This window comes from Adlercreutzia equolifaciens DSM 19450 (genome assembly GCF_000478885.1).
GTDB lineage: Bacteria > Actinomycetota > Coriobacteriia > Coriobacteriales > Eggerthellaceae > Adlercreutzia > Adlercreutzia equolifaciens.
In genome coordinates this window covers 2,354,475-2,369,433 of sequence record NC_022567.1, presented here as the reverse complement: position 1 = coordinate 2,369,433, position 14,959 = coordinate 2,354,475, and the positions used below count along the sequence as shown (strand labels likewise).

Sequence of the window (14,959 nt, the reverse complement as noted above, 5' to 3'; positions counted from 1 at the left end):
CCTCACGAGGTGGAAATCGGGAAATCCCGCCATATTGTGCTCCATGGGGGATGAGCTTTCAGCTTGCGGTACGCCTCGGAGCTTGCGGTACGCCTCGGAGCTTGCGACGCGTCTCAGGGCTTGCGGCCCTTATCTCTCGATGGCGCGGTTGATGAGGGCGCGCAGCTCGTCGATGCCGTCGCCCTTCTCCGACGACGTCACCACCATGGGCACGCCGCCTGGCAGCTTGAGCGCCTTCTTGATGGCGGCGCGCTGCTTCATCTGCTGCTGCTTCGACAGCTTATCCGCTTTGGTCAGCGCGATGGCGAAGGGCAGCTCGGCGTCCATGAGAAACTGAACCATGTTGCGGTCGAGCGCCGAGGGCTCGTGGCGGATGTCGATGAGCGACACCACGAGTGCGAAGTCACGATCTTGATTGTAGTAGCCCTCGATGAGCTCACTCCACCGGCCCTTTTCTGCTTTCGACACTTTCGCGTACCCGTAGCCAGGCAGATCCACGAGATCGTGGCCGTCCACATCGTAGAAGTTGATGGTGGCCGTCTTGCCCGGCGTGGACGACACCTTCGCCAGGCCCTTGCGGTACATGAGCTTGTTGAGCAACGACGACTTACCCACGTTCGAGCGTCCCGCAAAGGAAACCTCGGGACCTGTGGATGCTGGCAGCTGCTCCGAGGTGCCGTAAGCGGCTTTAAACGATGCGTTGTGGAAGTTCATGGGTGCTCCTTCGCGGAGGGGATCGCGGTATTTCGCTATCATGGTACTTGAATTGGACGATCGAAGGGCGAAGGGGCGCGGAAATGACGGCAAATCATAGGAAAGATGCGCTGGAAGTGGCGCACATCACGGGCGTGCAGGGCATTCGCGCCGCCATGGCGCGCTTGGCCGATGAGGAGGCCGACGTACCCCTGCCGGGGGCCGTGCCCGAGGAGGTGCCGCTGGGGCGCCGCACCTGTGCCGTGTGCGCTGCCGACAACGACGGTTCCCGGGAGACCTGCTGGAACTGCGGCGCTTCTCTGCGCCGGGTGCGCTAGGGGCGGAACGTATAGCCGCCGTCTGTCCCGTGAGGGGCGCGGTCGAGCGCTGGCGCCCCTTTTCCAAGAGCGCATCATGGCTATAATGGGGAAATCAACTCACGGCCGCGGGGAATGCGCGCGGTCGAAAGCCACGTTTTCGAGGGAGTGCCATGAAAGCCTACAACCCCCATGAGATCGAGCCCCGTTTGCAGTTGGCCTGGGAAGAGGCCGGGCTGTACACGGTGCCGGAGAATTCCGATGCGCCCAAGAAGTATGTCCTGGAGATGTTCCCGTATCCCTCCGGCGACATGCACATGGGGCATGCGAGCAACTACACCTATGGCGACGTGGTGGCCCGCTACTCCAAGATGCAGGGCTTCGACGTGCTGCATCCCATGGGCTGGGACGCCTTCGGTCTGCCAGCGGAGAACGCTGCCATCAAGCATCACAGCCATCCGGCCATCTGGACCTACGAGAACATCGAGACCCAGAAGAAGAGCTTCTCCCGCATGGGTTTTTCCTACGACTGGGATCGCAAGGTGGTGGCGTGCGATCCGGAGTACTACCGCTGGGGCCAGTGGATCTTCCTGAAGTTCTGGGAGCGCGGTCTCGTGGAGCGTCGCAACTCGCCGGTGAACTGGTGTCCGAGCTGCGGCACCGTGCTCGCCAACGAGCAGGTCATCGAGGGTCGCTGCTGGCGATGCGACTCCGAGGTGGAGAAGCGCGATCTCACCCAGTGGTACTACAAGATTACCGACTACGCCCAGGAGCTGCTGGACGACCTGGATCAGCTGGAAGGCTGGCCCGAGCGCGTGAAGCAGCAGCAGGCCAACTGGATCGGCCGCTCCGAGGGCGCCAACGTGGACTTCATCCTGTGCGACCGCGACGGCAACGCGCCGGCCGAGCCCACGGAAGACGATATTATCACCGTGTTCACTACCCGTGCCGACACGCTGTTCGGCTGCAGCTTCTTCTTGCTGGCGCCGGAAAGCAAGCTGCTCCGCGGCCTCGTGGAAGGCACCGAATACGAGGCGTCGGTCATGGAGCTGGTTGAGGCGGCCAAGAAGGTGACCGCCGTCCAACGCGCCCAGGGCGACCACGAGAAGCACGGCGCGTTCACGGGCCGCTACGTGGTGAATCCCATCAACGGCGAGAAGGTGCCCGTGTGGGTGGGCGACTACATCGTGGCCGACTACGGCACCGGCGCCGTCATGGCCGTGCCCTGCGGCGACCAGCGAGATTTCGAGTTCGCCCGCAAGTACGATCTGCCCATCATCCCCATCATTCTGCCCGAGGACGACCCGCTGTACCCGCAGCTCAAGGACGAGCAGGGCCGCGTGGTGACCACGGTCGACTGGCCGGAGGCCTACGCCGCTGAGGGCATGCTCGTGCAGTCCGGCCCCTACACGGGCATGACCGGCGGTAAGCACTCCGAGGGCGAGGCCGCCATCGTGGCCGCGCTGGAAGAAATGGGCCGCGGCAAGCGCACCGTGGAGTTTCGCCTGCGCGACTGGCTTATCAGCCGCCAGCGCTACTGGGGCAACCCCATCCCCGCTATCCACTGCGAGAAGTGCGGCGTGGTGCCCGTGCCCGAGGAAGATCTGCCCGTGCGCCTGCCCGAGGACATCGACCTGGCTGCCGGCGAGACGCTGGCCACCCATGCCGGGTTCGTGAACACCACTTGCCCCGTATGCGGCGGCCCGGCCAAGCGCGAGACCGACACCATGGACACCTTCACGTGCTCCAGCTGGTACTACATGCGCTACACCGACCCGCACAACGTGCACGCGCCCTTCGATCCGGAGAAGACCAACGCCTGGATGCCCGTCGACCAGTACATCGGCGGCATCGAGCACGCCATCCTGCACCTGCTCTACAGCCGCTTCTTTACCAAGGTGCTGCGCGACTGCGGCCTGCTCGACTTCGACGAGCCCTTCACGAACCTGTTGTGCCAGGGCATGGTGCTCGACGCCCACGGCGATGTGATGAGCAAGTCGAAGGGCAACGTGGTCTCGCCGGAGGAGATGATCGCCGAATACGGCGCCGACGCCGTGCGCGCCTACATCTTGTTCTTGGGGCCGCCCGAGAAGGAGAAGCTGTGGAACGAGGACGGCCTGCCGGGCATGTACAAGTTCCTGAACCGTCTGTGGCGCCAGGTGCACGACTTGTGCGGCAAGGCCGGCGACGAGACGCTGTTCGCGCAGAAGCCAGCTGACGAGGCGGCCGTGGCCGCGGCGAAGAAGCTCATTCGCGAGCGCCATCGCGTGGTGGAGAAGGTGTCGGCCGACATCGAGCGCAACAACTTCAACACCGCCATCGCCGCCATCATGGAGCTGTCGAATGCCGCCGGCGAGTACCTGCGTGCGTTCAGCCCCGAGGATCGCGCCGCCTGCGAAGACCATCGCGCGCTCGACGCGGAAGTGGCCGAGGTGCTGGTGAAGCTCGTGGCGCCGTTCACGCCCCATCTGGCCGACGAGCTGTGGCGCGAGGCGCTGGGCCGCGAGGGATTCGTCTACGACCAGCCGTGGCCGGAATACGACCCCGATCAGGCCCGCGCCGACGAGGTGGAGCTGGCCGTGCAGATCTGCGGCAAGATCAAGGGCCGCGTGACCGTGGCCGCCGACGCTCCGGAGCCCGAGGTGCTCGCCGCCGCTCGCGAGGCCGTGGCCGCCGCCCTTGAGGGCAAGACGGTGAAGAAGGAAGTCTACGTCCCCGGCCGTCTGGTGAACATCGTCGCGGTGTAGCTGCGACTTCTTGTGGGCTGCGGGAGGACGAACCCGCTCGCAGCCCGCTTGGTGCTTTATCCTGCTGCGAACGCCGTTAAAGGAAATAGCGGAAGGAACGCACAAAAGATAGCCCCATCCCAGCACGCTTGCTGCTGACGTGGGGCTATTTCTTTAACTAACGGCGTTCTCCGCAGGGCGCGCAGAGGCCTGCGAGCGGGTCCGCCCTCCCGCAGCGAGCGATGCTAGCTGAGCAGTTCGTCCAAAGCTTCGAAGAGCTTGTCGATTTCGACGGGCTTGGTGAGGTGGCCGTTCATGCCGCTGCGCAGGGCCTTCTGGCGATCCTCTTCAAAGGCGTCCGCGGTCATGGCGAGGATAGGCACTTGCGCTCGGGTCGGATCGTTTAGGCGACGGATGGCCTTGGTGGCCTCGTAGCCGTTCATGACCGGCATCTGCACGTCCATGAGCACCAGCTGGTAGTGCCCCGATGGTGCGTCCATGATCTTCTCCACCGCCTCGCAGCCGTTCACGGCGTATTCCACGGTGAAGCCCTCGTCCTCCAGAAGGGTGATGGCGATCTCGCGGTTCAGGTCGTTGTCGTCCACGAGCAGGATGCGGCTGTGGCGCAGCCGGTGGCTCGGGTCGACGTGCTGGGTCTTGGCCTCTTGGGCCGCTGCGGTCGCGCCCTCGCACGCCAGCTGCAAGGTCAGCTCAACGGTGAACGAGGTGCCCTTGCCCTGGGTGCTCTTCACGGAAATAGTGCCGTGCATCATGTCCACGAGATTCTTCGTGATGGCCATGCCGAGCCCCGTGCCCTGGATGCCGCTGATGGTGGAGGTGCGCTCGCGCTCGAAGGGGTCGAAGATGTGCTCGACGAATTCGGGGCTCATGCCAATGCCCGTGTCCGACACGGTGAAGCGGTAGCGCCCGTAGCCGACTGGCGCGCCGGGCAGCTCGTCCAGCGTCACCTTGATGAATCCGCCGGGATTCGTGAACTTCAGGGCGTTGCCCAGCAAGTTCAAGAGAATCTGGTTGATGCGCAGCTTGTCGCAGCGCACCTCGGTGTGGCGGACGCTCTCGGTATTGATGGAGAAGTACAGTTGCCGCGCGCTCGTCTCGGCCTGAATGATGCTGTAGAGATCGTCCAGAAGATCGACGAGGTTGTAGGGCTGCTCGTCCAGCGAGACCTTGCCGCTCTCGATATGGCTCATGTCCAGAATGTCGTTGATGAGGCTCAAGAGATGCGTGCTGGAGGACTTGATCTTGTTCAGGTACTCCTCCACTTTCTCCGGCTGATCGAGGCGGCTGGCAGCCAGAGTGGTGAAGCCCACGATGGCGTTCATGGGCGTGCGGATGTCGTGGGACATGTTCGAGAGGAAGGCGCTCTTGGCGGCGTTGGCCTTGTTGGCCTGGGTCAGTGCCTCTTCCAACAGGGCCTTCTTCTTCATCTCCTCGCGGGTCTGCACGTCGACGCTGCGCAGGCCCAGCACCATGTTGTGGGCTTGGGGCCAATCGCCGCCGCGCACGACGGTGGCCTGGCAGTACTCCGTAACGTCGCCGTGGTTGATGCGATAGTTCACATGGATACGGCTCTCGTCGGTCAGGCGCGTGATGAGGCTTTCCGCCGAAAGCGCGTCGCGCAGCATGGCCTGGTCCTCTTCCACGACAGCTTCATTGATGTATCCGCCGAGGCAGCTGTCGAGATTGAGCTCGCCGGCGAACAGCTCGTCCAGCTTGCGAAGCCTGTCGCCGCTGACGCGCAGGGCCTCGCCCGCTTTGGTGTCCAGGCTGAAGGAGCACACGAGCAGGTAGTCCTCGGAAAGCGCCTGGATGAGATCGCGCTGGCGGCGCTCCTTGCGCACTTCTTCCTTTTTCTTGTCCGTGTAATCGAGCAGGTAGCGCTGCAAGAGCAGCTCGCCATCGCTTTCGATGAGCTTCACGTTGCCCATGACGTGCACGATGTCGCCGTTGTCGTGGCGCACGCGGTACTCGGTGCTCACCGAGTCGCCGACGTTTTTCAGAGTGGCGATTGATTCGCGCATCTTCCCGGCGTCCTCGTCGACGACCGAGGGGGCCACCATGTCGAAGCCGGCGGCCATGAGGTCTTCCGCCGAATCGTAGCCCAAAATGTCCAGGGCCGCCTGGTTGATGCCGAGCAGGCGCGTGCCGTCGAGCGAATGGGTGATGACGCCGCAGTCCATGGTGGTGAAAATGGTTTCCATGGTGCGGTTCTTCTCGACGATCTCGTCCTCGTAGGCGCGTTCCTGGGTGACGTCGATGCCCACGCCGACGGTGCCCATGACCGAGCCGTCGATGTTGTAGAGGGGCGACTTGTACGTGGTGAGCAGGCGCGTGCCGTCGCTGGTCTGCACGGTCTCCTCCGAGACGATGGTGGACTTGGCGGCCATGACCCGGCGCTCCGATTCAATGCAGGCGGGATCGTCGGCTTCCACGTCCCAGATGTAGGCGTGCCCGCGGCCCTGCACCTGTTCTTTGGTCTTGTTCACCGTGGCGCAGAAGGCGTCGTTGACCTTGTGGTGGATGCCGTCCTTGGACTTGTACCATACAAGCGACGGAATAGAGTTGATGGTGGCTTCCAAATACTGGCTTGTCTCCCAGGAGTCGGCGTAGCGCTTGCAGGCGCGCTGCCAATGGTTGAAGCGCCAGGATGCCTCGGCGGCGCTCAAGGGCGCGATCCACAGGTCGGCGATGTCGTTGAAGTAGGGCTCGACGGCGGGCACTTGGTCGTGGGTGACGATGAGGGTGACCGTTGTGGTGGCCTGCCGGTGAGCGGCGAAGACGCGGGCCCAGGCGGCGGCATCGTGGCCCGTGGCATCGGCGAAAATGGCGCTGGCCTGGGCGGTGAGCGCCTCTTCGGGCTCATCGCTGCGCGTGAAATGGTGCGTAAAGCTTGGCTGCGGCTGCGCATCTTCGATAATGCGTGCGATCTCGTCGGGCAGGCCCACGAGATAGAAAGTCACCGGGCAATGGTACATGGCGCGCGTCCTTTGGAGTTGCTCAACGTGTCGTTGCCGTAACAACGAGGAAACGGTTTCTCAACTTGTGTAGTATACCAACTTTATCAGGGATGACTTCCCGCACCACTGGACAAGTTTGAATTTTTGCTATAGTGTACCCCGCTTTTCCGATGCTACGAAGGAGGTGGCCTGTGGCCCGCGACAACGCCCGACCCGTGCCCTGGTGGCGCTGGTGCGCTCGCGTGCTGCTGGCCGTCTGCGCGCTGGCGGTGCTCATCGTGGGCGTGGCCAACGTGGTCACCGTGGCCACGACGCGCGATCGGGTAGTTACCGTGGAAGGCGCGGCGACGGTCCTGGCCGGCGATGCCGCCGATGCCGTGGTGGTGCTGGGGGCCAGCGTGTACGCCGACGGCACGCCGAGCGACATTTTGGCCGATCGGCTGGAAGTGGCCTGCGACTTGTACAAGAGCGGTGCGGCCCGGGCCATCATCGTCAGCGGCGACAACCGCACCTCCCACTATAACGAGTCCGATGCTATGAAGGCGTACTGCGTTGAATTGGGCGTGCCGAGCGAGGACGTGTACGTAGACCATGCGGGCAACACCACCTACGAGTCGATGTGGCGGGCGCGGCACGTGTTCGGGGCGGACCGCATCATCGTGGCCACCCAGGCCTACCATCTGTATCGCGCCATGTTCGCTGCCGATTGTCTGGGCATGCAGGCGTGGGGCGTGCCCTGCGACAAGGGGGCCTACGATAACCAGCGGGCTTACAGCATCCGCGAGGTGCTCGCCCGCACGAAGGACTTCTACGCGGCGCTTTTGCGCCTGCCCGTGGACACGGCCGGCGAGGCGGTATCGCTGAACGATTCCGGAGATCTGACGTGAGGGGGCGCTTGTGCAGACGCTAGGCACTGAACTGGACCGAACCATTGCCAGTTGGGGTCCTGAAGCCGCCGCAGCTCTCAAGCGCTCGCGGAATAAGGATCGCTTCCGCGCCGCCGTGGAGCGCACGTGGCGTTTGCGCCCGGATGTGGGGCGGTTCGTCCTCATGCACACCAACGGCATCTACATCGCCAAGGACGAGCGCCCCCGCAAAGGGCCCGACCGCCATAAGGACTGGTGGGTCTTCGGCATGTACCTGGACGACGCCATGGCGCGCACCGAGGTGGACGCCTGGCAGTCGGTACTGCTCATGAACTTGGAGCAAGAGGGTTTCGCCGTCAACGAGCTGCGCTTCTTCCCTGCGAAATGGGATATGCGCCAGCGGCGGCTGTTTCCGGAATTGTGGGAGGAAGGGGAGAGCGCCTGCGTTCCCGGCAACCGTGACGGGCTCAAGTACCAGGACGAGGCGCGGGCCTTGGATATCGTGAAGCGGGCCGTGTTTCTCGTCTTCGAGGACACCGAGCTGGCCTGGGCTCTTCTCGAGAAGGTTCGCGGTGCCTCGGTGCGGGAGATGTTCGCCGCGGGACCAACTGGCGAGACGGCGGTTCGGGATGGCAAGCGACAGGGGGAGAAGCGCTATCGGCTGCTTCTTTACGTGGATGACGTGGCGCAGACGAAGCCGATCGTGGAGGCGTACTCCGAGGCCATTCGGTCGCGCGCCCGCCTGCTGGGCTTGCGCCTCGGTTCCATTTGGGTGCGGAAGGCTCCGCCGCTGCTGGCCGGCAAGCACGCGTTTAAGCGCACGGGAACGTCGGAGCCGCTGCGCGACGAGGCGCTGCGGGGCGGTTCAGCCGAATAGCTTCAAGGCGACGGTGTCGTCGAGGACGATTTTCAGTTCGCGGCCATTCGGCAGCGCGTAGGTATAGTAGAGCGGCGCCTCTGGACGATTGAACACGCGGCTCAGCGGCACGTCGGCGGCGCAGTAGATGCGGCGGCAGCGGGCCGAGACGCGATCTTGGGTGGCGAACAGCAACGGATCCTCGTAGCGGTCGCAGCCCTGGCTGAAGAAGTAGTTGTGGGCGTCGTCCCACCCGAAGTGCTGGATGATGAGCCGATGCAGGTCGGCAAGGGTCTCGTCGGCGCTCATGAAGGCGCTGCACTGCGGGGAGGAGTCGTCCGCCGGCCCGATAACGAGGGTGAGCGCAGCATTCGAAAAGACCCCCTCGCGCGGGGTCGCTTCGGGCGCGCGCCACCATTGGCCGGGAAATTCGATGATCTTGGCGGTCACGACTCGAGCCTTTCTCGTCCTCCTCATGACGGGGGCATTGTAACAGGAGTTTTCCCTAAGGGAAATCAAATGGTTGAAATTGGCCGAAAAAGTAGCTTCAAGCAGGGATAAGGTGTCTATTTACACTAAGTAAATAAGTCAGGAATTCAAGGGATTTGGTGAGTCTTTCGCCGGGGCGCCCGGTCTTGCGGGAGCCCGGTATTATCATCGCAGCAGCGTCTCTCCTCGTTGATGAGAGATTAATGGCCGCAGCTGCGCTGCGATGACCAAAATGAGTGGTTGCCCGACGGCGCGGAGCCGGTCGAGGCGTTTTGCACGCGGCATTGTCGGTTGCGCGGGCGGGAAGGTGGGGCATGGCCCAGCAGAAGGGGAGAACGAGCAAGGCGGACGCCACCCGGCGCCAATTGCTGGATGCGGCGATCGAGGTCATTTCCGAACGCGGCTACGCCGACACGACGGTGGAGCGCATCGTGGAGGTGGCGGGCGTTTCGAAGGGCGTGGCCTACTACCACTTCTCCAGCAAGGCCGATATCGCCACCTGCATCCTCGTGGAGGGCATTGGCGAGATCGTCGACGACTTTGTGGCTATCGCTGGTAAGGCCCCTTCGGCCGTGGAAGCCCTTACGGCCATGATGGATTCTTTCGCCGCGACTATTTTCCGCAACGCCGGATTCGGGCGCATCCTCGTGTCGGAGTTGTGGCGGCGCGGGCGCGAATGGTCCGAGCCGATGCGCGCTTTGGAGGAGCGCCTGCTGGCGGTGCTGCGCGGGCAGATCGAGCGCGGGCAGCGCGAGGGCAGCATTCGCGGCGATATCGATGCGGCGTTCGAGGCGGTGGCCGTGGTGGGCATGGTGCTCACGACGACGCTGCACTACATCCGCGAGGCCGAACAGCGCGCCGAGGAAGGCTGCGACTGCGCCGAGGCGTTTGCGGCGGCGGAGCGCTCGCTTACCGTGCGCATTTGCGACTACGTGCACCACGCCAACGCGTAGGGGGCCGGGGCTTCTGCCGTCCTTGCGCCGCCACCCGCGTGCGCCGCCACCCGCGTGCGCCGCCGACCCTTGCCCGCCGCCGCACGAAACCGCTTTTTCTCCGTCAGCGCAACTGTTGCTTTAGCGCGCTAAAGTTCGCGGTATGCTGGGGGTGCCTACTGAAAGGAGCTTTTCGTGTACAAGATCTACTGCCTGAACAACATCTCTCCTGAGGGCCTGGCCCTGCTCACCGACAACTATGAGGTCACCGAGAACATCGACGAGGCCGACGCCATCCTCGTGCGCTCCGCCGACATGCACGAGATGGAAGTGCCCGCGAACCTGAAGGCCGTGGCCCGCGCCGGCGCTGGCGTGAACAACATCCCGCTGGACAAGTTCGCCGAGGCCGGTATCGCCGTCTTCAACACGCCGGGCGCCAATGCCAACGCCGTGAAGGAGCTTGTGCTGGCCGGCATGCTGCTGGCGAGCCGCGACATCATCGGCGGCGTGGCGTGGGTGCGCGACAACGCCGACGACGAGAACGTGGGCAAGGCCGCCGAGAAGGCCAAGAAGCAGTTCGCGGGCGGCGAGATTCTGGGCAAGACCTTGGGCGTCATTGGTCTGGGGGCTATCGGCAAGCTGGTGGCGCAGTCCGCCGAGGCGCTGGGCATGAAGGTCATCGGCTACGATCCGGCCATGGACGAGATCACCGTGCACGAGCAGATTTCCCCGACGGTGGAGTTCGCCGACCTGCCGAAGGTGCTCAAGGAGAGCGACTTCATCACCATCCACGTGCCGGCGCTGCCTGCCACCAAGGGCATGATCAACGCCGACGCCATCGCTCAGATGAAGGACGGCGTCGTGTTCCTGAACTTCTCCCGCGATGTGCTGGTCGACGACGTCGCCATGGCCGAGGCCCTGGCGTCCGGCAAGGTGGCGGCGTACGTGACCGACTTCGCCAACCCGGCCGTCGTGAAGATGGAGCGCGCCATCGTCATCCCGCATCTGGGCGCCTCCACCGCCGAGGCCGAGGATAACTGCGCCAAGATGGCCGTCGAGGAAGTCATGGCCTACCTCGAGCGCGGCGAGAAGATCCACTGCGTGAATATGTAGCAACTCGGTAATGCGGGTGGCGAAGTAGAGCGCTCTCTCGTCGCCCGCTTATCGCTTGATCCTGCTGCGAATGCGGCAAAAGAAGCAGAGAAGATGACGCACATGGGTCGGTACCATCCCGACATCGTTGCTGCTGAAGTAGAATCTGCTTCTTAACGGCCGCGTTCTCCGTAGGGCGATAAGAGGTCGCCGAGAGGGCGTTCTCCTTCGCTGGCTGATGCGATTCGAATTAGCCAGTTGGTTCGCCTATAATAGGCGGAAAACTTCTTGGAAGGAGAGGGCGATGAGTGTGGAGCGGCCTTGCGTATTGGTGGGAGTGACCGGGTGCATTGCGGCCTACAAGGCCGGGGAAATCGTGCGCGGGCTGCAGAAGGCGGGCGTGCGGGTGAAGGTGGTCATGACCGAGCACGGCACGCACTTCGTCGACCCCGTGACCTTCCGGGCGCTTACCCACGAGAAGGTGGCGGTGGATCTGTTCGATGACCCGTCCGACCCCATCCACCATATCTCGCTCGCTCAGGAATGCGACGTGTTCCTTATCGCGCCGTGCACGGCCAATGTAATGGCGAAGGTGGCCTGCGGCATTGCCGACGACTTGCTTTCCACGACGGCCCTGGCGACCACGGCGACGCTGGCCATCGCGCCGGCGGCCAACGTGCATATGTACGAGGCGGCGGCCACCCAGGAGAACATGGCCACGCTGCGCCGCCGGGGCGTGCGCTTCATCGAAGGGGGCGCGGGCTATCTGGCCTGCGGCGATGTGGGTCGCGGTCGTTTGGCCGATCCCGCTGTCATCGTGCGCGAGACGCTGGCCCTGTTGGCCGAGCGCGTGGGCTTGGACGCCCTGCGGGAGGCCTGTGAGCAGCACGGTGAGGTGCCGTTCGCGACCGTGATGGAGCAGATCGATGCTGCGCGCGCGTCGGCTTCTGCGTCTTCCACTGAGGACGCTGCCGCAAGCGCTTCCGCCCCGTGCTATCCCGAGCAGAGCGCCGAAGGCTCGGAGTCGAAGGATCTCCCAACTGCTGCCGCTCCCGACACCCCGCTGCCGGCCGCCGTGGCCGATGGCGCGGCCACCATGCCCGCGGGCGCGCTCGCTGGTCGCACGGTGCTTGTGACGGCGGGCCCCACAGTGGAGCCCATCGACTCGGTGCGCTACATTTCTAATTACTCCTCGGGCAAGATGGGCTATGCCATCGCCGAGGCCGCTGCGGCTGCCGGCGCGCGGGTGGTGCTCGTGTCGGGCCCGGTGGCCCTCGCCGCACCTGATGGCGTGGAAGTGGTGCCCGTGAAGACGGCCCGCGACATGCTGGCTGCCGCCTCATCCGTGTTCCCGGCTGCCGACGCTGCCATCTTCGCCGCCGCTGTGGCCGACCTGCGCCCGGCGAACCCGGCCGACCGCAAGCTGAAGAAGGGCCGCGACGATGCGGCGCTCGCCAACGTACCTCTCACGGAGAACCCCGACATCCTGGCCACTCTGGCCGCGGGCAAGCGTCCCGATCAGTATGTGGTGGGCTTCGCCGCCGAGACCAACGACGTGCTCATGAACGCCCATGCCAAGCTCAAGAAGAAGAACGCTGACATGATTGTGGCCAACCAGGTGGGCGACGGCCTCGCCTTCGGCACCGACAACAACGAGGTGTGGCTCGTCACGGAAGGCGACGACGTGCTTCTGCCCCTCATGAGCAAACGCGCCGTAGCCGAGCGCCTCGTGGAAGTGGTGGCCGCGCATCTGGAATAGAGGCATCGCCGTTTTGGACGAGAATTTCGAGTTGTTAGAGTTTTGCGCGAAGCGGCGGTCGTACGCTGCCGGTTCAGGCTTTTGGTGACCTGGGGTTTTGCGAGATGGGAGCAAAAACCGAGAGCAGCCAGGGGCGAAATGGTCTTGCTTTTAGGGCTGACAACTCTAACAACTCGAAAAAAATGGCATCCTTATTGGGTGTGCCTTTTCTGAAGCGAGGAATAGTGCGCGTTTCGATGAGATGGCGTAGGCTTCGATGACGCAGGTATTGGGGTCTCCATTGCGGCTAATTACGAATTCGTAAGGAGACTTGCTTTCTCGCCGTTCGGGCACAGTTTCCCATAATAGGACGCTATCATGGTGGCGAACGAGAAAGGGGCATCGGGCGCAGCGGCTCGGGTGCTGATTGTGGCGACGTGCACGTGGAAAGGGGCACCATGCGGATTCTGCTGGTTGAGGATGACCATGCCATCGTGCGGGCGCTCACTGACCTTTTGGAAGGCGAGGGTTTTGTCGTACGTTCCTGCGCGACTCAGGACGGGGCCTGCGCGGCGCTGGCGGCCGACGACTTCGACATCGCGCTTCTGGACGTGACGCTGGCCCAGGGCAATGGGTTCGCCGTGTGCGCGGCGGCCCGCGAGGCGGCGCCGGATATGCCCGTCATCTTCCTCACTGCCTCCGATGACGAGTACTCTACGGTGGCGGGGCTGGACATGGGGGCTGTCGACTACATCGCCAAGCCCTTCCGCGCCCGCGAGCTCATCTCGCGCATCCGCGGAGCGCTGCGGCGCACGGCCCCGACCTCCAACGTGCTCACCGCCGGCGACGTGAGGCTCGACGTGGCCTCGGCGACGGTGACCAAGGGCGGCCGCGAGGTGTTCCTCTCGGCGCTGGAGTACCGCCTGCTGCTGTACTTTCTCCAGCGCAAGGGCAAGCTTGTCACCCGCGAGAACCTGCGCGACGCTATTTGGGACAGCGCCGGGGAGTACGTGTCGGACAACGCCCTGAACGTGTATGTGAAACGGCTGCGCGAGAAGGTGGAGACCGACCCCGCCGAGCCTGAACTCATCGTCACCGTGCGCGGTCTTGGCTACAAGGTGGGGGAGTAGGGGCGATGGCGCGAGTTCGGTGGTCTGAGGCCGTGTGGCCGATGGAGTGCGTCGTGTGGCTGATGGAGTGCGCCGCCGCGGCACGAGGGGGCGAGTAGCGTGGGCTCCGCATCGACGCTGTTGCGCCAGTGCGCGGTCATGGTGGCGCTCATGGCCGTGCTCGCGTGGGCGGCGCCGAGCGAGGCGAAGCCGTGGGTCGCCGGCACGGGCGCGGTGCTGCTGGCGGTGTTCCTCGCGGTGTCGCTGTACCGCCATCGCCAGATTCGCCGACTTGCCGAGGAGATCGACGAGGTGCTGCATTCGGGCCGCACGGTGGGCTTCTCGAATTGCCGCGAGGGCGACGTGGCGGTGCTCGCCAACGAGCTGTCGAAGATGGTGTCGCGCCTTTCGCGCACCCGCGACCAGCTGTCCCGCGAGCGCAACGCGCTGGCCGATTCTCTGGCCGACGTGTCCCACCAGATTCGCACGCCGCTCACGGCCATCACCCTCATGCTGCCCGTGGTGGAGCGCGCCGACGATGCCCGCGAGCGCAAACGCGCCGTGCGCGAGCTGGAATCGATGATCGAGCGCGTCTCGTGGCTCGTGACCACGCTGCTGAAGATCGCGAAGGTGGATGCCGGCGCCATGCACGTGGAGCAGCGCGAGGTGCGGGGCGCCGAGGTAGCGCGCCGGGCGGTGGCGCCTCTGGCCACCGCCATGGATCTGCGCGACGTGAATCTCGTGCTGGAATTGGACGAGACCGCCACCTTCCAGGGCGATGCGCCGTGGACTGCCGAGGCCGTGGAGAACATCGCGAAGAACTGCATGGAGCACACCCCTCCCGGTGGCACGGTGACCGTGGCCGTGAGCGAGGACGCCCTGGCCACCACTATTGCCGTTTCCGACACCGGCCCCGGCATCGCCCCGGAGGATCTGCCCCACATCTTCGAGCGCTTCTACCGGGGAGGGGCCGTGGAGGAAGCGAACGTCGCCCAGCCCGCCGGGTTCGGCATCGGGCTCTCGTTGGCCCAGGCCCTCGTCTCCGCCCAGGGCGGCACCCTGCGTGCCTCCAACAACCCCGCCGGCGGCGCCCGTTTCGAAATCGCCTTCCCGAAACTCGTGGTATAGGTGGCGCGTCTGTTAATGCTCGAAATTTGGGACAT

The 14,959-nt window shown here is 64.5% G+C and carries 12 protein-coding genes; 9 read left to right on the top strand and 3 right to left on the bottom strand.

Features of this window, described 5'->3' with window-relative positions:
* Positions 1-129 precede the first annotated feature (129 nt).
* Positions 130-714, bottom strand: coding sequence for a ribosome biogenesis GTP-binding protein YihA/YsxC (gene yihA / locus AEQU_RS09525; protein ID WP_022740782.1), 585 nt, complete (start codon positions 712-714; stop codon positions 130-132).
* An 83-nt stretch (positions 715-797) separates the two neighbouring features.
* Between yihA and AEQU_RS09520 the strand changes: the two genes are divergently transcribed.
* Positions 798-1,031 carry a hypothetical protein gene (locus AEQU_RS09520; protein WP_022740781.1) on the top strand — a complete coding sequence of 78 codons (234 nt, stop codon included), beginning with the start codon at positions 798-800 and terminating at the stop codon, positions 1,029-1,031.
* A 152-nt stretch (positions 1,032-1,183) separates the two neighbouring features.
* Entirely contained in the window at positions 1,184-3,757 is a 2,574-nt protein-coding gene (leuS, locus tag AEQU_RS09515) for a leucine--tRNA ligase (protein ID WP_022740777.1), read from the top strand.
* A gap of 224 nt (positions 3,758-3,981) precedes the next feature.
* On the opposite strand, the gene AEQU_RS09510 is transcribed toward leuS, so the two are convergent.
* On the bottom strand, positions 3,982-6,732 hold the full coding sequence (locus AEQU_RS09510) for a PAS domain-containing hybrid sensor histidine kinase/response regulator (RefSeq protein ID WP_022740774.1): 2,751 nt from the start codon (positions 6,730-6,732) through the stop codon (positions 3,982-3,984).
* A 173-nt stretch (positions 6,733-6,905) separates the two neighbouring features.
* Here AEQU_RS09510 and AEQU_RS09505 point away from each other — a divergent pair, with 173 nt between their 5' ends.
* Both AEQU_RS09505 and AEQU_RS09500 read left to right on the top strand, forming a co-directional pair.
* Entirely contained in the window at positions 6,906-7,601 is a 696-nt protein-coding gene (locus AEQU_RS09505; protein ID WP_022740770.1) for a SanA/YdcF family protein, read from the top strand.
* A 10-nt stretch (positions 7,602-7,611) separates the two neighbouring features.
* Positions 7,612-8,457, top strand: coding sequence for a hypothetical protein (locus AEQU_RS09500; RefSeq protein WP_022740766.1), 846 nt, complete (start codon positions 7,612-7,614; stop codon positions 8,455-8,457).
* Here the strand turns inward: AEQU_RS09500 and AEQU_RS09495 are convergent.
* Positions 8,446-8,886, bottom strand: a complete 441-nt coding sequence (locus AEQU_RS09495) for an IS1096 element passenger TnpR family protein (protein WP_022740763.1) — start codon at positions 8,884-8,886, stop codon at positions 8,446-8,448. The two genes, AEQU_RS09500 and AEQU_RS09495, sit on opposite strands and share 12 nt — an antisense overlap.
* 353 nt (positions 8,887-9,239) lie before the next feature.
* Here AEQU_RS09495 and AEQU_RS09490 point away from each other — a divergent pair, with 353 nt between their 5' ends.
* From AEQU_RS09490 to AEQU_RS09470, 5 genes are all read left to right on the top strand, one after another.
* On the top strand, positions 9,240-9,878 hold the full coding sequence (locus tag AEQU_RS09490; RefSeq protein ID WP_022740760.1) for a TetR/AcrR family transcriptional regulator: 639 nt from the start codon (positions 9,240-9,242) through the stop codon (positions 9,876-9,878).
* A 174-nt stretch (positions 9,879-10,052) separates the two neighbouring features.
* Positions 10,053-10,970, top strand: coding sequence for a 3-phosphoglycerate dehydrogenase (locus AEQU_RS09485; RefSeq protein ID WP_022740757.1), 918 nt, complete (start codon positions 10,053-10,055; stop codon positions 10,968-10,970).
* A 283-nt stretch (positions 10,971-11,253) separates the two neighbouring features.
* On the top strand, positions 11,254-12,708 hold the full coding sequence (locus AEQU_RS09480; protein ID WP_022740754.1) for a bifunctional phosphopantothenoylcysteine decarboxylase/phosphopantothenate synthase: 1,455 nt from the start codon (positions 11,254-11,256) through the stop codon (positions 12,706-12,708).
* A 437-nt stretch (positions 12,709-13,145) separates the two neighbouring features.
* On the top strand, positions 13,146-13,817 hold the full coding sequence (locus AEQU_RS09475) for a response regulator transcription factor (protein ID WP_022740750.1): 672 nt from the start codon (positions 13,146-13,148) through the stop codon (positions 13,815-13,817).
* Between the two features lie 99 nt (positions 13,818-13,916).
* Positions 13,917-14,924, top strand: coding sequence for a sensor histidine kinase (locus AEQU_RS09470; RefSeq protein WP_022740747.1), 1,008 nt, complete (start codon positions 13,917-13,919; stop codon positions 14,922-14,924).
* Positions 14,925-14,959: the final 35 nt, after the last annotated feature.

Bases quoted from the DNA above. Each gene is read 5' to 3' on its own strand.
- yihA (WP_022740782.1), bottom strand. From the start codon at position 714: ATGAACTTCCACAACGCATCGTTTAAAGCCGCTTACGGCACCTCGGAG.
- AEQU_RS09520 (WP_022740781.1), top strand. From the start codon at position 798: ATGACGGCAAATCATAGGAAAGATGCGCTGGAAGTGGCGCACATCACG.
- leuS (WP_022740777.1), top strand. From the start codon at position 1,184: ATGAAAGCCTACAACCCCCATGAGATCGAGCCCCGTTTGCAGTTGGCC.
- AEQU_RS09510 (WP_022740774.1), bottom strand. From the start codon at position 6,732: ATGTACCATTGCCCGGTGACTTTCTATCTCGTGGGCCTGCCCGACGAG.
- AEQU_RS09490 (WP_022740760.1), top strand. From the start codon at position 9,240: ATGGCCCAGCAGAAGGGGAGAACGAGCAAGGCGGACGCCACCCGGCGC.
- AEQU_RS09480 (WP_022740754.1), top strand. From the start codon at position 11,254: ATGAGTGTGGAGCGGCCTTGCGTATTGGTGGGAGTGACCGGGTGCATT.
- AEQU_RS09475 (WP_022740750.1), top strand. From the start codon at position 13,146: ATGCGGATTCTGCTGGTTGAGGATGACCATGCCATCGTGCGGGCGCTC.